The organism is Niveispirillum sp., from assembly GCF_052437035.1.
Taxonomy (GTDB): domain Bacteria; phylum Pseudomonadota; class Alphaproteobacteria; order Azospirillales; family Azospirillaceae; genus Niveispirillum.
In genome coordinates this window covers 145,764-166,161 of the sequence record NZ_JBQVOH010000009.1, presented here as the reverse complement: position 1 = coordinate 166,161, position 20,398 = coordinate 145,764, and the positions used below count along the sequence as shown (strand labels likewise).

Below are 20,398 nucleotides of genomic sequence, written 5' to 3'. Positions count from 1 at the left end.
AGACCTCGGGATTAGAAGGTACCGTTGATCGGGCCGTCATTGATCCGGTCGGGTAGCCAACGGGCACCCGTGCTGCGGAAATCGACGACATCCTTCAACGCGAAGGCAGGGGCGGCGCGTGGCACACGCAAGCGGAAGAAATCGGCGTCCTTCACATCCTCCAGCCGGATGGCCGGACGCGGGTCGGGCGCCTCCACCGCGATCTCGACATTGGTCATCTCCACCCGCCGCGCATGGCGGATGAAGAAGCCCGTGGCCGGCAGATCGCCGAACATGGTGGCCTCCGGATAGGCCATCTCGGCCTCCGGCGGATTGATCTGCGCCATGGAAGCCGGCGCGCCGCCGACATGATGGAAATAGCAATCGGCGATGCGCAGATCCTCGATGGGCTTTTCCGTCAGGCCCGCCACGACCGACGGCAGGATGGTGGCGCTGGAACTGACCACATTCTGGATCAGGATGCGCTTCAGGCTGCCCACGGGCACCCCCGCCGGCCCCCGCATGCGCTTACCCAGACGCAGGAAGATCGGCGCATCGACAATGCCGCGCATGGCGATGTTGCTGACGGTCACATCCTCGAACACCCCGCCATCCACCGTCTCGAACGCCAAACCGCGGCTATCCTCAAAGATGCAGTTGGTGATGGTGATGTTGCGGAAGCCGCCATTGGTTTCCGTGCCGAACTTGATACGCCCATGGATCAGGGGCGCAAAATCGGCAGGCATCTTTTTCCAGGTGCCGTCCAGGACGGACCCGACCTGATAATTGCCCGTCACCAGACAGTCGGAAATGGTCAGGTTCTCGGTCACCCGCGCCTCGCCCAGGCCGAAGCTGGATTTGGGGCAGATGGCGTCGTCATAGGGCGAATTGACGGTGCAGTTGGTGACCCGGACATTCTTGCAGCAATCGATATCGAACCCGTCGCGGTTGGTATCGACCAGCAGATTGTCGATGGTCATATTGTCCACACCCGTGGCAAGCAGGGCGAACCACCCGCCCTCCAGCACCTTGAAATCGCGCAGCAGGACGTTGCGGCACCATTTCAGCGCGATGGCCTTGTTGCCGGTGCCAGGACCAGATGGGTCCTTCAGCCAGTTATCCTTGCCATCGCCACGCCCCAGCCCCTTGCCCCAGATCAGGCCGGGCCCGATGATGGCGACATCATGCAGCCCCTCGCCCCAGATCAGGCTGTTGCGCCAGTGGCTGTGGCCGAAATCCTGATACTTGTTCCATTCCGGGATGGGTTCGGGATGGTCATAGCCCTGGTTTTCGCTGGGGGCTGCCGCCAGAATGGTGGCGCCCTGTTCCAGATAAAGCGTGATGCGGCTTTTCAGCCGGATCGTGTAGCAGGCATAGGTTCCGGGCGGAAAATAGACGGTCCCGCCGCCGCGTTCGGCCACATAATCGATGGCCTTGTTGATGGCGGGCGTGTCGATGGCGCTGCCGTCGCCCTTGGCCCCGAACTGGCGGATATCGGCCTGAAAGACCTGGAACGGCCCGCCCTGGGCCGGCTGGGTCTTGGCGGTGGCGGCCCCGGCAACCATGCCGGCACCGGCTATTGCCCCGGCACCCATGACAAGCGAACGGCGGTCGAACATCTTCACCCTCCCGATCATGCCCCCTCCCCCGCCCAAGGGCGGGAGAGGGGTTTCTTGACTTAGAACTTCACCGTAGCACCCAGGAAGAACTCAGGTCCCAGCACGTCATAGGTGGCGGAGAAGGTGTTGGCGTTCGGCCCCTGTGTGGTGATTGGCGGACGGTTGTTGAACGCATTGTTCACGCCGCCGAAGACCTGCAGGCTGTCGCTGAAATCATAGTTGAAGGAGACGTCGAAGTAGTTCTGCGCGGCCAGCGTCGGGTAGGCGATGCTGTCCAGGGCCGGTGTGGCGGCGGAACCCTGCCGCTTCGGCACGATGTAACGGTCGGTGGTCACCTTGCCGACATAGCGATGGCGAACCGAAAGCTGCAAGGCATCGACATTCCAGCTGACGCGCGTGCTGCCCCGCCAGACCGGCAGCGGCTGGCCGCAGGTCGGGCCGAATGAGCCCTCGCAATGGTTCTGGATGTTGGGGAACGCCGCCACGGGGGTGGAGGTGAAATCATCCAGGAAGGTGTAGCTGGTGGAGATGTCGAAGGACGACACATCCGACAGGCCGGGGAAGCCGAAATCAGCGGCGAAGGAATAGCGTGCCGCCAGATCGATGCCCGAGGTCTGCAAACGGCCCGTATTGGCGTTCAGGATCTTGGCCACATACGGATCGTTGATCTCGCCCGTGGTCGGGTTGCGCTTGATGGCCTGGCAGAACTCGCTGCCCGCGTCCTGAATGACATTGTAGCAAAGGTTCAGGGTGTTCTGCAGACCGCCGCCCAGGGCCGAGATGGCGCCGTCCAGCTTGATCTTGAAGTAATCGACCGACAGGTTCAGGCCGGGCACGAATTCCGGCGTCAGGATGGTGCCGAATGTGTAGGTGTCGGACCGTTCCTCACGCAGGTTCGGGTTGCCGCCGAAATCGGCACCGAAGATGGTGTTGGGCTGCACCGCCGCCGTGAAGATATTGGCGGTGGGAACGCCCGTCGCCGCACAGATGGCGCGCACCGCCGCCGTCTGCTGCGCCGCCGGGGCACGGGACGAACAGGGGTCGGTGGCGACGCTGACCACGCGGTTGATGCCGCCGAACAGCTCGTTCACGTTCGGCGCACGGATGGCGCGCTGATACTGCCCACGGAAGGCGATATCGCTGGTGGCGCGGTAATCCAGACCACCGGAATAGGTCCAGACCGAACCGATACCCGACAGGGAATAGTCAGAATAGCGGAAGGCACCATTGGCCTCCAGCGCATCCACCATCGGCAGATCGCGCAGCAGCGGAATGTTCAGCTCACCGAACACTTCCTTGACGCTGGTGCTGCCCCGGGTCGGCAGGCCGGGATTGAAGCCCGCCACGTCGCCCGACGCCAGGAAACTGTCGGGCGTGAAGGTGGCGCTGGTGTCACGCCATTCCACGCCGGTGGAGAAACCGACATCGCCCGCCGGCATCGGGAACAGCTTGCCCGTCACGCTGGCCTGGGCCGTCTGCTGTGTGGCGATGGTGGAGTTGGTGGCATTGATGGCGATGGCCGTGCGGCAGGCGGCGGAGATATTGGCGCCGAAGATGTTACAGACCGGCGGCGTGGTACCATTGGCCAGCAGCGAGGCCTGCAGCCGGGAGCGCGAAATGGCGTTCTGCAGTAGCAGCGTATTCTCGGTCCGGGCATAGGTGTAGTAGGTATTGAAGTTCAGATCGGAGAGGAAATCCTCCGAAGCACTTCCCAGATCCCAATCGAAGCCCCAGGCCCCGCGATAGGTGTTGCGGCGTTCCGTGGCGCGACGGGGACCAACCTCCACATAGCGGCGGCCAGCGGTGACCAGGGCCAGACCATCACCACGCGTGGTGGTGCGGGTGGCCGTACCGCTGGTCACCGTGGTCGTGCCCGTTTCCGCCAGGTCCAGCTGACGGAAGACTTCCTGCATGGAAGACGACAGGTAGGGGTTGTTCACATTGAACAGGGTCGGCGCGCCGACATTAGTGGGGGCCAGACGGGCGTCGACCACGTTGTTGGAATAATGCAGCTCCATGAAGCCACGGATCTTGTCCGTGAAATCATAATGGCCGAAGCTGTTCAGCATCACGCGGCGCTGCGGCTGGATCAGGTAATTGTCCGGACCCAGATTGAAATCATCCTGCGGCGTCACCGCCGGGCGGGCCGTCGTGCCGCCATCGTTGAAGGTAAACCCACGTGAGCCCAGCGCACCCAGACCGGCAGCGCTGTAGGCGGCGTTCAGGGCGGCATTGGACCCGCCAAAGGACGGAATGCCCGAGAAACGGCCATTCGGGATATCGCCCGACCCGCCACGGATGAAGCCCAACTCGCCACCACCGGCGACGCAGCCCTGGCCCGCCGGCGGGCTGAAGGGCGTGCCGGCGCCATTGGCGCTGCCCGAACCCTTGACCACGCAGCCATCGGAGAGGCTGTCATAGGCAAAGCTGCCCCGGTCGCCGCGCGTGATGGCACCACGGTCCAGGAAGTTGCCGGCCACCACGACATTGCCGCGGCCATTGGCGAAATTGCCGCCCGCCGTGATGTCGACGTTATAGGTCGGGGTGGTCGTCGGCTGGTCCAGATTGATCTGGGCGCGGGCTTCGACACCTTCGAAATCGTCGCGCATGATGAAGTTCACGACACCCGTGATGGCATCGGACCCATAGACCGCCGACGAACCGCCGGTGACGATTTCGGTGCGCGCAATCAGGGTGGACGGAATGGTGTTCAGGTCGGTCACCTGCTCCGGCCCATAGATGGCGAAGCGGCGGCCGTTGACAAGCACCAGATTGCGGGTGGCCCCGAAGCCACGCAGGTTCACATCAGCAAAGCCGCCGGGAACCGTGTTAGAGGTGGCGCTGCCCAACTGCGAGGCGACGGCCTGCGGCAACTGCGCCAGCATCTTCTCGATATTGACGTTACCGGACAGCTTCACCTCTTCAGCGCCCACCACATTTACGGGCGTGGGGGCGGAGAAGGCGCGCGGAATGCGCGAGCCGGTGACCACCACCTCTTCCAGCACGTCGTTCGAGGCGGGGGTGGACTGTGCCAACGCTGGCAACGCGACGCCGACAAAAGCGGCGGCAGCAATGGCGGTGCCGCTCAGCAGCCGTCCGCGACGGCTGACTACACACTTCTTCACGAGTGACCTCCCTACTTGGCTTTTCGATGATTTGCCAACGCGCCGGGGGACGGGGATCACCCTTTTGCCCCCAGCGCATATCCCATATTTTGAAAGGCACTATTATCTAATGAGAGCGGATCGTCAATCGAATTTGTTACCGCTCCCATAGTATATTTATATGATATAATGTATGTTCAGTTGCTCCATACAATCAGATTGAAGAGTTTGATGCCGCAGGATCGGTGCGGAAAGCCGCAGATCGCCTGGACTGCCGGCATGCGATCACGCTCAGGACCGCTGTCTAGCGCTGGCGCTGCAAAAATGCCACATCGCAGTGCGGTGATTCACGCTGCACTGCGATGTAGCCACCCTTTTAGACTTCGGTGAATGTCGACTCTCACGGGGTTTCAGGGCATCAATACCGCAGCTCCATGAAACTGGACTGACCTATCGCCCCTGAATACTACTATCGAGATAGGTCGATCACAGAACCGGCGTCGCCAGGGTCTGGGCGTCGGACTGACAGCGGGCGGCATCCGGCTGGGACCGGGACGCAAGGGCGGACAGTTCCGCCCTGGCTGCCGCAAAGTCCGCCTGGAAAGCGGGGGAGGAGCGCAGGCGGGTCATGGACAGGGTGGCGGACAGACGCCCCGCCTCCACCGCACTGGCATTGTGAACGCCACAGACGATCCGGCTTTCACCATAGGCACGACCGCGCGCCAGGATGGCGGACGCCCGCTCTGGCATCAGCTCGGCCAGGATCAGGGCCCAGGTCCAGCCATGGGTGGTGTGGCCCGACGGGTAATCAAAGCTCATCACCTCGATCCGCGACTGACAGATCGGGCCGTCATCGAACTTGAAGGGCCGCTGACGCTGGAATTTCTTCTTCACGGCGCGGTTGGCATCGGACGCGTCATCCGCCGCCGTTTCCAGAAGATGGGTCAGGGCCGGCGCCTGCTTTTCCGTCAGTTCCAAGCCCATGGCGCAGCTATAGGCGCTGTACATGTAATCCGGCTTCTCACTGACATCGCTGGTGGCAAGCTGCCAGCGCGGCGTGCCTTCCAGCTTCCGGGTCGCGCGGAAAATGGCGCGGTCGGCCTCGGCGCGGGGGTCACCTTCCTTAGGCGCGGCGGGCAGGATCGACAGAAGGTCGATATCCCCGTCCTTCATGTAGGAGGAAACACCCTCCAGTGCCAGCGCCGGCAGCGCTGTGGTCAGTGCGGTGACGGCCAGGACCGCCCTTACAAGTGCCTTACCCTTCATCATCCTGTTCCCGGACATCGTCAAAGCTTGCAAACCTATCACGTCATGGAAGACAGGGAGGATGGATGTTCGGCATAGAACGACGCCAGTGCCGCCAGCGCCTGCTCAACCGTCCAATCAACCGCATCGTCCGCCGCTGCAAAAGGTTCCAGTTCGGCCATCAGCATGGCGTGCAGCGCGCGCTCCGCCCCGCCCCGCTTGCGCGTATCGGCGCGAACCATCCTGTCACCCAGCGCCGCCAGGGGCCGTGCCAGATCGGGCCGACCAAGGCGAAGAGCCAGAAGCGCCCCCCGTTCCAATGTCCAGGAATAGGCGAAGCTGTATTGAACCCGCCGTGTGATGATCAGGGCGGCCTGCGCCTGTACCAACGCCTCCTCTACCTGTCCGTTCAGCAGCAGGTAGGATGACAGGTTGGCATGCAGCGTCTGTTGCAGGATGGGCATCGTCGGTTCGGACAGGGTCAGGGCCAGTCGCACCATCTCGATGGCTGCATCACGGTTGCCGGCGCTGAACTCCGCCTCCGCCAGACGCAACATGGGCAGTTTGCGAAACAGGCCTTGCTGTTCTGCGATGGATTGGGCCTTCGTAAATTCCTGGCGGGCACCTTCGGGATCGCCCGTCTCCGCGCGCAGCCAGCCGGCCAGCGACAATAGCCGCACCTGATCGGAATACATTTCCCGTTGGCCGGAATAGTCCACGCCCTCGGCCCAAAGTTCCAGACATGCCGCCGCATCGCCCGTGTACCACCGGATATACCCGGCGGACAGCAGACCATCGATGCAGAAGAAAGGGGGCACATCCGGTGCCCGCAGCGCCGCCACGGCCCAGGGCAATTCCGTACGGGCATAGGTTTCGCGATGGGCATGGAACGGCAGCCGAAGGGGCAACCCCTCGCCATGGATCAAAAGACCAAGGGTCGCCCGGATATGAGGTGGTGTCTGATCGTCACAAAGCGCCCAGGCGCGCACCACATGCTGAACCATGTCATTCATGGGGCCGACATAGTTCCACAGCCGGCATGCCGTGATGGCCAGTTCCTGGCCCTTCACAATATCCGCCCCCGCCAGCGCCCAGGCCAGCATGGACCGGATATCGGCTACGTCGAGACGCAGACGCTCGTCAGCATTCCTGACATGGCCCTTCGCCACCAGAACACGCCGTGTCTCGACTTGCAGCCAGTCGATCACACGCGGGCGCAGCCGGTCCCGGTCAATCAAGCCCGGTTCCAGGGCCAGCGCATATTGGCGGATCGTATCCAGCAGACGCAGGCCCGGCTCCCGCCGCTGTCCCGGCCCCACCACCAGCGAGCGGGAAACCAGCCCGGCCACCAGCCCCGGCACCTCATCGCGGCGCAAGGGGGCGGCGCCGCAGACTGCCGCCGCCGCTTCCACCGGCCAGGCCCCGGAAAAGACGGCCAGACGGCACAGCAGCAGCCGTTCGGGCGGCGACAGCGTCTCCACGCTCCAATCCAGCATGCGGGTCAGGCTGCCATGGCGGTATCCCACATCGTCCGGCAGGGGCAGGTCCTGAAACCGGCCCTCCAGGGCCTGCACCACCTCGTCCACCGGACAGTCGCGCAGCAATGCCGCAAGCAGCACAAGGCCCAGCGGCAACCCGTCCAGATGCCGGCACAGCCGGGCAAGGGCGGGCATGTCCGCATCACCCGGCGGGGGCCAGCCGGCGCGGGCATGGTTGCGCAGCACCAGCCGCACCGCTGGCGCTGCGCGGACCACATCCGGGTCGGTTTCATCCTCCGGCGGGCAGGCAAGCGGGCACAGATGCAGCAGCAGCTCGCCCGCCAGACCCAGCGGTTCCCGGCTGGTCAACAGCAGCCGCACATAGGGGCATGCGCCCAACAGCCCATCGGCAAACTCCGCCACCTCATCCAGGACATGCTCGGCATTGTCCAGCACCAGCAGTGTCGGTTCCGTTGAAAGATTTGTGCGGATCGCACCCAGCAGATCGCCACCGACAAACTTCATCGACAGGGCCGCCGCCGTTACAACCGGCACCAGTCCCGGTTGCCGCACGGGCGCCAGTTCGACATGCACCGTGCGGATTTCCGGCAGGGCGGCGGTGGCGGCGCGCGCAAGGCTGGTCTTACCCACCCCGCCCGGCCCGACGATGGTGACAAGGCGGGACCGGGACAGCATGCCACCCAGCCCCTCCATCTCCGCCTCACGCCCCACCAGCAGATCGACGGGTGACGGGTCCGGCACACCGGGTGCGGTCAGGGGCAGCGCCAAGCGATAGCCGACGCCGGGCACATTCTCGATGGCGTCATCGCCCAGGGCGCGGCGCAGGGCCCGCACCTGGACCCGAAGATTGCCGGCACTGACCGTCAATCCTGGCCAGACCTGGGCCGTCAGTTCGGCGGCGGTTACAGCCCGTCCTTCGGCAGCGCCAAGCGCCCGCAGCAGGTCGAATGCGCGGTCGCCAAGAACCACCGGCTGGCCATCACGCAGAAGCCGCCGGTGGACCTGATCCAACACATATGTTCCGCCCGCCCCGGCACCCATGTTCCATCCCGAAATGGTCAATTCGGCCAATAATTTATCGGGCGATACACGAAAACGGAAAAGGATTTTATTTATTTTAACAAGCCTTGGGGCCCATTCCGGCTGAATAGTTTCCTCCGGCGCCATTGCCAGAAACCGGCATGGCGCGTGCGGCATCCATACGAAACGGAGAAGGCCATGGGCACGATCATCACCGACGACGGTACGCAGCTCTATTACAAGGATTGGGGTGCAGGGCGGCCCGTGGTTTTCAGCCATGGCTGGCCGTTGAATTCGGACAGCTGGGAAAACCAGATGCTGCATCTGGCCAGCCATGGTTTCCGTGCCATCGCCCATGACCGCCGTGGCCATGGCCGGTCCAGCCAGCCCTGGCATGGTCACGACATGGATACCTATGCCGACGATCTGGCACAGTTGATGGAGACGCTGGACCTGCGCGATGCGGTGCTGGTCGGCTTCTCCACGGGCGGTGGGGAGGTGACGCGCTATGTCGCCCGCCATGGCCGCGCGCGGGTGGCAAAGATCGCCCTGGTCGGCGCGGTGCCGCCGCTGATGCTGAAGACCGATGCCAATCCCGGCGGCCTGCCGATGGAGGTGTTCGACGGCATCCGTGCCGCCAGCCTGGCCGACCGGTCACAGCTCTATAAGGACATCGCCTCTGGCCCGTTCTTCGGCTTCAACCTGCCCGGCGCCAAGCCGTCGCAGGGCATGATCGACAGTTTCTGGATGCAGGGCATGATGGCGGGCCACAAGGCCACCTATGACTGTATCAAGGCCTTCTCCGAAACCGACTTCACCGAAGACCTGAAGAAGTTCGGGGACCTGCCGACGCTGGTGATCCATGGCGACGCCGATCAGGTTGTGCCCATCGATGCCGCTGGACGCGCCGTAGCGCGGCTGTTGCCCCATGCGGAACTGAAGGTCTATGAAGGCGGCCCGCACGGTGTGACGGACACCCACAAGGACCGGCTGAACGCCGACCTTCTGGCCTTCGCCAGCGCTTAAGGTTAACATGCCGTCGCCCCCGCCCGGACGGTGGGGGCGACGGCAGCAGAGGGTGTGACGATGCGGCCAGACCCTGGACAGTTCGGACAGGACAGACTGACGGCGGAACTGGCTGTCGGGGCTTACCGGTTTCATCGGGAAACACGCCGGCTGACCAGCCGGGGTGGCACCCTTGTGCCGCTGGGCCGCCGGGCCACGGCGTTGCTGTCAATCCTGGCCGACCATGCCGGGCAGGATGTGTCGGCGGCCCAGCTGCTGGACCGTGTCTGGCCCGGACAGATCGTCGATCCCGCCAATGTTGCGGTGCAGATTTCGGGCCTGCGGGCAGCCATCGGCGACAGCGACGGCAGCGTCATCCTGACCGTGCATGGGCGCGGCTACCGGCTGGCCACCGCCAACCTGCCGATACGTGGCGCGACAGCAGGCAATATGCCCTTGCCCCTGGCCCCGCTTTCGGGCCGGGAGGTGGAACTGGCCAATACCATGCGCCGCCTGCGCCGGGATCGGCTGCTGGTCATTACCGGTCTGTCGGGGATCGGCAAGACCAGACTGGCCATGGCTGCCGCACACAGCATGACCGATGATTTTCCCGACGGGCGCTGGCTGATCTCCATGAACGGCCATCCGTTTCCCGATGCCACGACCCTGGCCACCCATATCCTGAATACACTCGGCGGGGCGGTGGGGGGTGATCCGGCAGCGGCCCTGCTGACACAGTTGCGCGACAGTCAGTCCCTGCTGCTGCTGGACAGTGCAGAGGGGCTGGAGGATTGCGCCCAGACCCTGGTGCAGCGCCTTGTGGATGAATGCCCCGGCCTGTGCCTGCTGATCACCAGCCATATCGCCCATTCGCGCCTGCGCAGCGCCTGTGTGCGCCTGTCGCCCCTGGCGGTGCCCGTCGACAGCGGCGCGACGGCAGCACCGGCCATGGAGCTTTTCCTGACAGCCGCCAATGCGGCGGGCCTTCATATCGACGCAGATGCGCAGCCATCCATCGCCCGCATCTGCTGCCGATTGGGTGGCGTGCCGCTGGGTGTGGAGATTGCGGCCCGTGCCGCCAGCCTTCTGGGTCTGTCCGCCACCGCCGATGCAAGCCGCGATCCGATGCGCGCCTTTCCCGTCGTGCGCCGTCCGGGGCCGGCGCGCCATCGGTCTGTCGGTGCGTCCATCGCCTGGGCCATGGGCATGCTGACCGAAACCGAGCAGATGGCCCTGCGCGTCCTCTCCACCCTGCCCGGAGAGTTCACACGGGCAGAGGCGGAAAATGTCCTGTCGCGTGCGGGCACCGATCAGCCGCGCCGCTGGCTGGCGCGCCTGGACAGCAAATCCATGCTGGAACATAGCGGCGATGGGCTCAGCCTCAATCCACTGGTCCGCGCCGGCACGGCGGCATCGGTGCTGGGATGATGCGGATTGTCGCTCTCCTGCTATCGGCCCTGCTGCTCACCTTGCCGTCCCTCGCCGCAGAACCGCTGCGTGTCGCCATCGGGCCAGAGCCGGAAACGCTGGACCCGCACAAGGGAACCGAGATTTCCGCTGCTCGTCTGCTGCTGGACCTGTGCGAGGGGCTGCTGACCCGCGATGCCGATGGCCGCACCGTGCCGGGCGTGGCGGAACGGGTCGACCATGCCGCCGACGGCCTGACCATGGTCTTCCATCTGCGTACCGACGCCCGCTGGTGGAATGGCGATGCGATAACGGCAGGAGATTTCGTGCGAGGTTGGCGCCGGGCCATTGATCCCGCCACACGATCAGGCATCGCTGATCTTCTGGACGGGGTGGAAAATGCAGTGGCCATCCGCCGGGGCCTGCTGCCGCCCGACCGGCTGGGCATCCAGGCGGCGGATGGGCGGACCCTGGTGGTCCGTCTGGAACGGCCCGTACCCGATTTCGACATGGTGCTGGCCCACCGCCTCACCCTGCCCGTCCATGGCCCCACCCTGGCGGCCCATGGTGATGGCTTTGCCAGGGCCGGCACCTTGATGTGCAACGGCCCCTATCGCCTGACGGATCACCGGCTGCAGGATCGCTACATCCTGGACCGCGCGGAACAATGGCATGGCGCCGCCACTGTGAAGATCGCCCGTGTGGAGGCGCTGGTGGCGGAAAAGGCAGAACTGGAGATGAACCTGTTCCGTGCCGGACAGCTGGACATCACCAGCACGGTGCCGGCCCCCATGCTGGACTGGGCCCGTACCAACCTGCCCGATGCGGTACAGGTCCATCCCTGGACCCTGCTCTCCCTATTGCTGGCCAACCCCGATGGCGCGGCGTGGCGCAATAACCCCGCCTTTCTGGAGGCGCTGGAACTGGCGCTGGACCGGGATCAACTGGTGGCTGATGCGCAGGGCCGGGCCATGCCCGCCTATGGGTTGATCCCGCCCGGCCTGTGGGGACAGGACAGACCACCCACGCCCAAGGTCCTGACGGGGGAGGCCCGCCGTCTGGCGGCCCGCGACGCCCTGGCCCGTGCCGGATATGGGGCCGGAACACCCCCGCCGCGCGTGGAAATCGTCTTTGCCGGCGTGGAGGCGATCCGCCGCCGGGTCATCGCCATCGCGGCGCAATGGAAACAGGTCTTAGGCGTGGAAACCGATCTGGTCGGGCTGGAATCCCGCATGGTCAGCACCCGGCAGCGCCAGAAGGATTTCCAGGGTTTCCTTTACAATAGCTGGATTTCCTACTCACCCTTCTACGCCCTGTCCCCCTTCCTGCCGCCGGATGCGGTGGTGACGGCGACGGACTGGGCCGGACAGGCGCAACAGATGCAGGCGCTGGAACGGTCCCTGCTGGAAAGCCGGCGGGTGATACCGGTAGCCTTCGGCAGCGCCATGCATCTGGTGTCGCCCCGCGTGGGCGGGTGGCGGGGCAACACCTATGACATCCACCCACTGCGGTATCTGACGCTGGAGCGGTAACAGCCGGCCCTCACCCTCCCAAACGCTGACGCGTTCGGGCCCCTCCCTCTCCCGCAAGCGGGCGAGGGATGTAATTTATACCCTCGCCCACGAAGGTGGGAGAGGGAGGGGCCCGTCGGCGTTAGTCGACGGGAGAGTGAGGGCAACCCGACCCCGCAGCCTCTCTCACTCCGCCGCTGCACTGACCGGCGATATCGGACGGCGCCAGCGGGACAGAAGCTCCGCTTCCTCCGCCTTTGCCTTGTGCAGATGTTCTTCCTTCACATGGCCAAAGCCGCGGATTTTCTCCGGGATGCTGGCGATATCGACGGCCAGATGCATGTTGGCGGGCGACAGGCCGGCCAGCAGTTCTTCCACCACCGCGATATAGTCGGTGATCAGCTGCCGCTCCATCACGCGTTCCGGGTTGCGACCGAAAATATCAAAGCTGCCACCGCGCAGGCCCTTCATCTTCGCCAGCATCTTGAAGCCCAGCATCATGGCCGGCCCGAATTCCTGCTTCTTCAGGTGGCCGGTGATGGGATCGCGGGCAGATGTTGCCGGCGGGGCCAGATGGAACTTCAGCTTGTAATCGCCCTCGAACTGGCTGGCGACCTGCGCCTGGAAACGGCCATCGCTGTAAAGGCGCGCCACCTCATACTCGTCCTTGTAGGACATCAGCTTGAACAGATACCGGGCCACCGCGCGAGAGAGGGCGTCGCGGCCCGGCGTGCGCTCGGCCTCCATGGCCTGCACCCTGTCCACCATGGCCTTGTACCGGCCGGCATAGGCAGCATCCTGATAGTCGGCCAAATAGGCGATGCGGCGTTCCACCATTTCCGCCAGCGTTTCCGACGCACGGCGATGGCCGAAGGCACTCGCCTTTTCCTGCTTGGGAATGGCGGCATCGATGACACGGGCCAGGTCGATGGCGGCGCGACGGCCCCAGCGGAAGGCGTCGGTATTCATCTTCACCGCCGCGCCGTTCAGCTCGATTGCCTTTTCAATGGCGCTGGCCGTCGTCGGGACCAGCCCCTGCTGATAGGCATAGCCCAGCATGAACATGTTGGTGGCGATGCTGTCACCACAGAGCGCGGTGGCGATCTTCTGCGCATCGATGGCCGACACGGCCTCCGCCCCGCCCACGCCGGACGCAATAGTGCGGGTCAGGCTGCCCGACGGCACCGTCGCATCGGCATTGGCAATGAAGGCCGCCGTCATCGTCTCCGCCGTATTCACGACCGCGCGGGTACGGCCCGGCGCCATCTTGGACAGGGCGTCGGCATTGGCCGCCACGACGATGTCGCAGGCCAGCACCAGATCGGCGCCACCGGCCACGATACGGTTGGCATGGATGTCACCGGGCCGCTCGGCGATGCGCAGATGGCTGGTCACCGACCCGCCCTTCTGCGCCAGACCGGCCATGTCCATGGCCGTGAAGCCACGGCCTTCCAGATGGGTGGCCATGCCCAGGATGGCGCCGATGGTGACCACGCCCGTCCCGCCGATGCCGGTGACTAGGATGTTCCAGGGCTTATCCAGCGTCGGGATCGCCGGTTCCGGCAGCACGCCCCAATCGTCGCCCTTGGCCGCCGCGGGCTTCGGCTTCTTCAAGCTGCCGCCCTCAACCGTCACGAAGCTGGGGCAGAAACCCTTCAGGCAGCTGAAATCCTTGTTACAGCTGGACTGGTCGATCTGACGCTTGCGCCCGAACTCCGTCTCCACCGGCACCACCGACAGGCAGGAGGATTTGGCCGAACAATCGCCGCAGCCTTCGCAGACCAGCTCATTGATCACCACGCGCTTGGCGGGATCGGGATACTTGTTGCGCTTACGGCGGCGACGCTTCTCGGCGGCACAGGTCTGTTCATAGATGATGACCGTGACGCCCTTCTCCTGGCGCAGGTCGCGCTGCACCTGATCCAGGTCGTCACGATGGAAAATCTTGGTGCCGTGCGGCAGGCCGCGGCCCAGGCCGTACTTCTCTGGCCCGTCGCTGACCACCACGATGCGCTTCACGCCTTCGGCGTCCAACTGCTGCGCGATGTCATAGACGGACAGCGTGCCGTCCACGGGCTGCCCGCCCGTCATGGCGACAGCGTCGTTATAGAGGATCTTGTAGGTGATGTTGACCTTGGCCGACACGGCGGCGCGCACGGCCAGGATACCGGAATGGAAATAGGTGCCGTCGCCCAGATTGGCGAACACATGCTCCTCGCCAGAGAATGGTGACTGCCCAATCCACTGCACCCCTTCGCCGCCCATCTGGCTGAACACTTCCGTGTTGCGGCCCATCCAGGTGACCATGTAGTGACAGCCGATCCCGGCCAGACCCCGGCTGCCATCAGGCAGGCGGGTGGAGGTATTGTGCGGGCAGCCGGAGCAGAAGAAGGGCGTGCGCACCGTGGTCGATGACGGCGTGTTCTGCCGCACCCGGTGCTCCATGCGGGCCAGCCGCTCCGACACATAATCATTGGGGCCGAAGGACAGGATACGCCCGGCCAGGACGCGGGCGATATCCACGGGGTTCAGCTCGGCCTTTTCCGTGAATAGCGGCTTGCCCGTATGATCGGTCTTGCCCAGCACGCGCGGGCGGCGGTCCCAGTGGAACAGCTGCTCCTTGATCTGGCTTTCCAGGACGGAGCGCTTTTCCTCCACCACCAGCAGTTCCTCGGTGGTCTGGGCAAAGGCGCGCATGCCTTGCGGTTCCAGCGGCCAGGCCATGGCCACCTTATAGATGCCCAGGCCCCATTCCCGCGCCATCTCCTCGCTGATTTCCAGCTCATCCAGGGCCTGACGCACATCCAGGTACGACTTGCCGATGGTGACCAGGCCCAGGCGCGGGGCGTCATGGCCGAACACCACCTTGTCCAGACGATTGGCGCGGGCGAACGCGCGGGCGGCGTCCAGCTTCCAATCGATCATGCGGGCTTCCTGAATCAGCGGCGTGTCATGCAGCCGGATGTTCAGCCCGCCGGGCGGCAGCTCAAAGTCGGTCGGTTCATTGATGATGATGCGCGACGGATCGATATCGACGATGGCCGTCGTATCGATGGTGTCGGCAATGCAAGTGAAGCCCACCCAGGCACCGGAGTAACGCGAGAGCGCAAAGCCGATCAGACCCAGATCCAGGAATTCCTGCACGCCGGCCGGGTTGATGGTCGGCATGAAGGCGTGGATGAAGGCCTGATCCGACTGGTGCGGCAGGGTGGAGGATTTGCAGCTATGGTCGTCACCGGCAAAGGCCAGAACGCCGCCATGCCGGCTGGTGCCGGCGAAGTTCGCATGCTTGATGGCATCGATGGACCGGTCCACGCCGGGGCCCTTGCCGTACCAGATGCCGAACACGCCATCGACCTTGGCGCCCTGCCACAGGTTCACCTGCTGGCTGCCCCAAACGGCGGTGGCGCCCAGTTCCTCGTTCACGCCGGGCTGAAAATGGATATCGCCCTTGGCCAGAAACTTCCGCGCCTGCCACAGCGCCTGATCATAGGCACCCAGCGGCGAGCCGCGATATCCCGAAATGAAGCCCGCCGTCTTCAGGCCCGCCACCTGATCCCGCTGCCGCTGCAGCATGGGCAGACGCACCAGCGCCTGGGTGCCGGTCATGAAGGCCCGGCCCTGCTGGAGGGTATATTTGTCGTCGAGCGCGACGGTCGCAAGCGTGCGGGCGGCGTTGGCCATTTCTTAATACCCTCCCCTATCGGACCGCTATGTTAGGTCCGATTATTGACCCTGTCCTGCACAGACCGTAACCAGGAAAATAGGTCAATGCTACTGACTTATTTTCGATCCAAAACTGATCCTGTGACGCGTGGTTTCGTGCATGGATTTCCAGGGTTTCAGGTGCATTATTACTGCTGCAATGCGGTATCGCACCGCGTCAGGCATTGACCGATTCGCGCGCCGCCCCGGACCGGGTCACGGGCGGCTCGATCTATGCTTTCGGGCAGGGGAATCGGGTGGGCCTGTTAACCCTCTTTCGTGGTAATCAGGTTTCCAGAAGAGCATAAATCGGCAACATTGCAGAGAAAGGACGGCGGTGGCGGATTTCGACCTTCAGCAGTCACTGACCCTGCATCAGCGCTTTCTGGAAGGGCGTCCGGGCGGCAAGCGGCTGGAACTGAAATCACAGGATCTGCGCGGCGCCAACCTGCCCAACGCCGACATGCGCAATGCATTGTTGAGCGGCGTGAACCTGGAAGATGCCGTCCTGCGTGTCGTCAATCTGGACGGGACGGACCTGTTCGGGGCCAATCTGGCGCGTGCCGACATGGTGGGGGCCAGTCTGGTCAGCGCCGATCTGCGCGGCATCAATCTGGCCGGCGCCAACCTGCGCGGCGCCTGTTTCGACCGGGCCGATCTGCGCCAGGGCCAGTTGGTCATCTGGGTCGGCAAGGTGAAGCAGCAGGTGGTGCAGACGGCCAATCTGGCCGGCGCCGACATGTCCAACGCCTCGCTGGCTGGGGCCGACCTGTCCGGTGCGGACCTGCGCAATGTCAATCTGGCCGGCGCCAACCTGTCAGGGGCGCATCTTTTCGCCGCCAACCTGTCGGGGGCCGACCTGCGCGGCACCAGCTTTGCCGACGCCAAGATGAAGGCAGCAATCCTGGATAATGCCCAGGTGACCGGCGCCGACTTTGCCCGTGCCGACCTGCGCGATGCACGGCTGCGCAACGTCCCGCCCGACGCCGCCAATTTCAAGGCCGCCTACACCGATGGCGCCGTCTTCAGCGCCGACCATGGCAAACTGGCGCCTGAGGTCCGCGAAGCCATCGCACAGCATCAGCGCTGGATCATCAGCAATGGCCGCGAAGGGCTGCGTATGGTGCTGATGAAGCCCGACTTGACCGGGGCCGATCTGACCGGCTGCGATCTGTCGGGATCGGAAATCACCTATGGTCGCTTCGACAAGGCCAATCTGCGCGGCTCCATGTGGCGGATGGCCAAGCTGACAGGGTCCAGCTTCCGGGGTGCGGAACTGCGCGATGCCGTCTTTGACGGCGCCAATCTGGCCCGCACCGACCTGCGGGAAGCAAGCCTGCTTGATACACAGTTCGGGCCTGTGCCCTTGCGCGGGGCCGATGGCCAATCGATGGGCCGCGACTGGCCCGCCGACATGCGGGAAGCCAATCTGGCCGGCGCCGATGCGCGCGGGGCCAATCTGCGCGGCGCCCGGCTGGAAGGGGCGAAATTCAGCGATGGCAACTTCGCCGCCACCGACCTGCGCGGTGCCAGCCTGGATCCCGGTGCCACCAGCGCCCCCGAACTGCGCCGCGCCCGTTGGCAATGATGCATCGCGGCAGGTGACGCCGGCCCTGTCCCTGGGATACGGTGCATGCCAGCATGCGACAGCAATCCAAAGAATGACAAATGGCGAAGCACAAGCCCGATCCCAGCACCCTTCCCTACCGTCCCTGTGTCGGCATCATGCTGATCAACCAGGAAGGCCACATCTTTGTGGCCAAGCGTACCGACACGCCCGATGCCTGGCAGATGCCGCAAGGTGGCATTGATGATGGCGAAAGCCCCGCCCAGGCCGCCCTGCGCGAGTTGGAGGAAGAGATCGGCACCGCCAAGGCCGTGATCCTGGCCGAAAGCGGACAGTGGCTGTCCTATGATCTGCCGACCCATCTGGTGGGCAAGGTCTGGGGTGGCCGGTACCGGGGCCAGACCCAGAAATGGGTGGCCTGCCGTTTCAAGGGCACGGATGCCGACATCAATATTGAAACCGAACATCCGGAATTCGATGCCTGGCAATGGGTGCCGATGCATAAGCTGACCAGCCTGATCGTGCCCTTCAAGCGCGCGACCTATGAGCAGGTGGTGGCCGAGCTGGGCCATCTGGCCGTTCCGGACTGAGGCAGTGCCATGGCGGGGCTGACGGGACCGGCGGCGCAACGCATCGGGCAATTGCTGCAGGCGGGCCTCGCCGCGCAGAAGGCGGGACGCGCGGCACAGGCCGAACAGGCCTATCGGCAGGTGCTGACCATCGATCCGCGCAATCCCGACGCCTGGCAGCTTCTGGGCCTGCTGGCGAAAAATGCGGGCCGGCCCGACCTTGCCGTGGATTACATGCGCCGCTCGCTCGACGCCAATCCACGACAGCCGGGGGTGTGGAGCAATCTGGGCAATCTGCATCTGGGCGAGCAGCGGGCCGCCGATGCCCTGACCTGTTACGACCGGGCCATCTCCCTCATGCCGGGAAATGCGGAGTTCCAGTATCATCGGGCCAAGGCACTGCATGCGATGCGGCGCCTGGACGAGGCGCAGAAGGTCTGTGCCGCCGCCCTGAAACTCTCGCCCCAGCATCTGCCCAGCTTATTGATGCTGGGCCTTATCCATGGCGATGCAGAGCAGCTGGCAGAGGCGGAAGCGGCGCTGATCCGGGCCCGCACACTGGCGCCCGATCATCCCCTGGTTCTGATCAACCTTGCCTCCATCCTGCGCCGGCAACATCGCTATGCCGATGCGGAGCCGCTTGTGCGGCGGGCTGTGGCGGTCGCCCCGCAATCAAAGGATGCCTGGCTGCTGCTGGGCAATCTGATGGGCGATTTGAGCCGGCATGAGGAAAGCATCCAGGCCTTCCAGACCGCGATCCAGCATGACCCGCTGGACCGGGATGCTCACCGCAACCTTGCCCGCCGCCTCTGGACCCTGGGGCGGCTGGATAATGTGTTCGACGCGATCTATGCCGTCATGCGGGCCCAGCCTAAATCGGCCCGCGCCCTGGATATCGCCGCGGAACTGCAGGCCGAGTTCGGCTTCGTCGATGCCGCGATGCAGAATTGTGCCCTGGCCCTGTCGCTGGCCCCAACCGATCCGTCGGTGCTGCGCCGTCAGTCCAGCCTGCTGCTGCGGGCCGACCGGCCCTCAGAAGCCATCCCGCTGCTGCGGCAGTTGCTGGGGGCGCATCCCGACAATCTGTCCCTGCATAATGACCTTGCCCTGGCCCTGTTGCGGTCCGGCGACCGGTCGGGTGCGCGCGACGCGGCGCGGCGCACGCTGACGGCCTTTCCCTATGACCAGTATAGCTTGGCCCTGCTCGGCACGCTCGGGCGGCTGGATGGCGATAGCGATGATGACGAGATCGATTACTGTGTCGCCGTGTTCGACTTGCCCGCCCCCCAGGGTTGGGCCGATCTGGACAGGTTTGTGGCCGAAACACTGACGCTGCTGGACCGGCTGCACGATACGGTCAACGAGCCGATCCATCTAACCCTGCGCAAGGGTACGCAGACCAGCGCCAATCTGTTCGCGCAACGCGACGACGCACCCATCGTGGCCCTGCGTGAACAGATTCTGGCTACTGTGCGCGCCTATGTCGACGCGATGCCGGACAGCCCGGAGCACAGCTATTTCGGGCGACGGGGCAAGGGGCTGGCCTTTGCCGGCTCCTGGTCGTCACGCCTGCGCGATGGTGGTTTCCATACCCACCATATCCATCCCGAAGGCTGGATCAGCGGCGTCTATTACCTGCAGGTGCCGCCAGCTGCCGACGCGGGTGACCAGTCGGGGTGGCTGACCTTTGGCGTTCCCAATCTGGGACCGGAGGTCAGCCTGCCCGCCCTGCACGCCGTACAGCCAAAGCCGGGCCGGCTGGTGCTGTTCCCATCCTATTTCTGGCACGGGACCGTACCGTTTCAAGATGAGATACCGCGCATCACCATCGCCTTTGATCTGGTCCCGGCCTGAACATCTCAGCGCCGGCGCCCGATCTCAACATCCAGAACCAGCGACGGGCCACGGCCATAGTCGCGGTAGATGATGGTGGCCGGCGGACGCGGCGGCGGTGCGTAGTAATGGTAATATACCGGCGGCGGGGGCGGCCGGTGATAATGGTGGTGGTGATGTCGACCACCCCGATGATCATACCCGCGATCATAATAATGATGATGGTGGTGCTGCCGGTCACGGTCGTGACGGCCACCTGCCAGCGCGTCCCCAGCCGGGGTCAGGGACATCAGGGCTGCCGCCAGGGCGGCCAGGGAAAGCATGCGTTTCATCTT

Annotated in this window: 12 protein-coding genes; 6 read left to right on the top strand and 6 right to left on the bottom strand. The window is 64.6% G+C overall.

The genetic code is table 11. From position 1 onward, the window contains the following. Positions 1-11: 11 nt before the first annotated feature. The 4 genes from ACT6Q8_RS20375 to ACT6Q8_RS20360 form a co-directional block, all read right to left on the bottom strand. Positions 12-1,598 carry a rhamnogalacturonidase gene (locus ACT6Q8_RS20375; protein ID WP_444733968.1) on the bottom strand — a complete coding sequence of 529 codons (1,587 nt, stop codon included), beginning with the start codon at positions 1,596-1,598 and terminating at the stop codon, positions 12-14. Between the two features lie 59 nt (positions 1,599-1,657). Further along, the gene (locus tag ACT6Q8_RS20370; RefSeq protein WP_444733967.1) at positions 1,658-4,723 is read right to left on the bottom strand and encodes a TonB-dependent receptor domain-containing protein; all 3,066 of its coding nucleotides are present in this window, start codon (positions 4,721-4,723) and stop codon (positions 1,658-1,660) included. Between the two features lie 465 nt (positions 4,724-5,188). Then, positions 5,189-5,971, bottom strand: coding sequence for an acid phosphatase (locus ACT6Q8_RS20365; protein WP_444733966.1), 783 nt, complete (start codon positions 5,969-5,971; stop codon positions 5,189-5,191). Between the two features lie 35 nt (positions 5,972-6,006). After that, a complete protein-coding gene (locus ACT6Q8_RS20360) occupies positions 6,007-8,460 on the bottom strand; it encodes an ATP-binding protein (protein ID WP_444733965.1) in 2,454 nt (817 codons plus the stop codon). A 204-nt stretch (positions 8,461-8,664) separates the two neighbouring features. Between ACT6Q8_RS20360 and ACT6Q8_RS20355 the strand changes: the two genes are divergently transcribed. Genes ACT6Q8_RS20355 through ACT6Q8_RS20345 form a run of 3 tightly spaced genes read left to right on the top strand, consistent with a single transcriptional unit; the run spans position 8,665 to position 12,410 of the window. Then, positions 8,665-9,492: an alpha/beta fold hydrolase gene (locus ACT6Q8_RS20355; RefSeq protein ID WP_054169002.1), complete on the top strand. Its 828-nt coding sequence runs from the start codon at positions 8,665-8,667 to the stop codon at positions 9,490-9,492. A 60-nt stretch (positions 9,493-9,552) separates the two neighbouring features. Beyond that, positions 9,553-10,899 carry an ATP-binding protein gene (locus ACT6Q8_RS20350; protein ID WP_444733964.1) on the top strand — a complete coding sequence of 449 codons (1,347 nt, stop codon included), beginning with the start codon at positions 9,553-9,555 and terminating at the stop codon, positions 10,897-10,899. Next, positions 10,896-12,410: a peptide ABC transporter substrate-binding protein gene (locus ACT6Q8_RS20345; protein ID WP_444733963.1), complete on the top strand. Its 1,515-nt coding sequence runs from the start codon at positions 10,896-10,898 to the stop codon at positions 12,408-12,410. Before ACT6Q8_RS20350 ends, ACT6Q8_RS20345 begins: the two co-directional genes overlap by 4 nt. Positions 12,411-12,575: 165 nt before the next feature. Here ACT6Q8_RS20345 and ACT6Q8_RS20340 read toward each other — a convergent pair whose 3' ends face one another. Beyond that, on the bottom strand, positions 12,576-16,073 hold the full coding sequence (locus ACT6Q8_RS20340; RefSeq protein WP_444733962.1) for an indolepyruvate ferredoxin oxidoreductase family protein: 3,498 nt from the start codon (positions 16,071-16,073) through the stop codon (positions 12,576-12,578). 358 nt (positions 16,074-16,431) lie between these two features. Here ACT6Q8_RS20340 and ACT6Q8_RS20335 point away from each other — a divergent pair, with 358 nt between their 5' ends. From ACT6Q8_RS20335 to ACT6Q8_RS20325, 3 genes are all read left to right on the top strand, one after another. Beyond that, entirely contained in the window at positions 16,432-17,682 is a 1,251-nt protein-coding gene (locus tag ACT6Q8_RS20335; RefSeq protein ID WP_444733961.1) for a pentapeptide repeat-containing protein, read from the top strand. Between the two features lie 80 nt (positions 17,683-17,762). Further along, a complete protein-coding gene (locus ACT6Q8_RS20330) occupies positions 17,763-18,251 on the top strand; it encodes an RNA pyrophosphohydrolase (protein WP_444733960.1) in 489 nt (162 codons plus the stop codon). Between the two features lie 9 nt (positions 18,252-18,260). Next, entirely contained in the window at positions 18,261-20,084 is a 1,824-nt protein-coding gene (locus ACT6Q8_RS20325) for a tetratricopeptide repeat protein (protein ID WP_444733959.1), read from the top strand. A gap of 5 nt (positions 20,085-20,089) precedes the next feature. Here ACT6Q8_RS20325 and ACT6Q8_RS20320 read toward each other — a convergent pair whose 3' ends face one another. Beyond that, positions 20,090-20,395 (bottom strand): hypothetical protein, encoded by a 306-nt coding sequence (locus ACT6Q8_RS20320; protein ID WP_444733958.1) that lies wholly within the window; start codon positions 20,393-20,395, stop codon positions 20,090-20,092. Between the last annotated feature and the right edge of the window lie 3 nt (positions 20,396-20,398).

Coding starts and splice junctions, on each gene's coding strand:
- ACT6Q8_RS20375 (WP_444733968.1), bottom strand. CDS start 1,598: ATGTTCGACCGCCGTTCGCTTGTCATGGGTGCCGGGGCAATAGCCGGT.
- ACT6Q8_RS20365 (WP_444733966.1), bottom strand. CDS start 5,971: ATGATGAAGGGTAAGGCACTTGTAAGGGCGGTCCTGGCCGTCACCGCA.
- ACT6Q8_RS20355 (WP_054169002.1), top strand. CDS start 8,665: ATGGGCACGATCATCACCGACGACGGTACGCAGCTCTATTACAAGGAT.
- ACT6Q8_RS20350 (WP_444733964.1), top strand. CDS start 9,553: ATGCGGCCAGACCCTGGACAGTTCGGACAGGACAGACTGACGGCGGAA.
- ACT6Q8_RS20345 (WP_444733963.1), top strand. CDS start 10,896: ATGATGCGGATTGTCGCTCTCCTGCTATCGGCCCTGCTGCTCACCTTG.
- ACT6Q8_RS20340 (WP_444733962.1), bottom strand. CDS start 16,073: ATGGCCAACGCCGCCCGCACGCTTGCGACCGTCGCGCTCGACGACAAA.
- ACT6Q8_RS20330 (WP_444733960.1), top strand. CDS start 17,763: ATGGCGAAGCACAAGCCCGATCCCAGCACCCTTCCCTACCGTCCCTGT.
- ACT6Q8_RS20325 (WP_444733959.1), top strand. CDS start 18,261: ATGGCGGGGCTGACGGGACCGGCGGCGCAACGCATCGGGCAATTGCTG.
- ACT6Q8_RS20320 (WP_444733958.1), bottom strand. CDS start 20,395: ATGAAACGCATGCTTTCCCTGGCCGCCCTGGCGGCAGCCCTGATGTCC.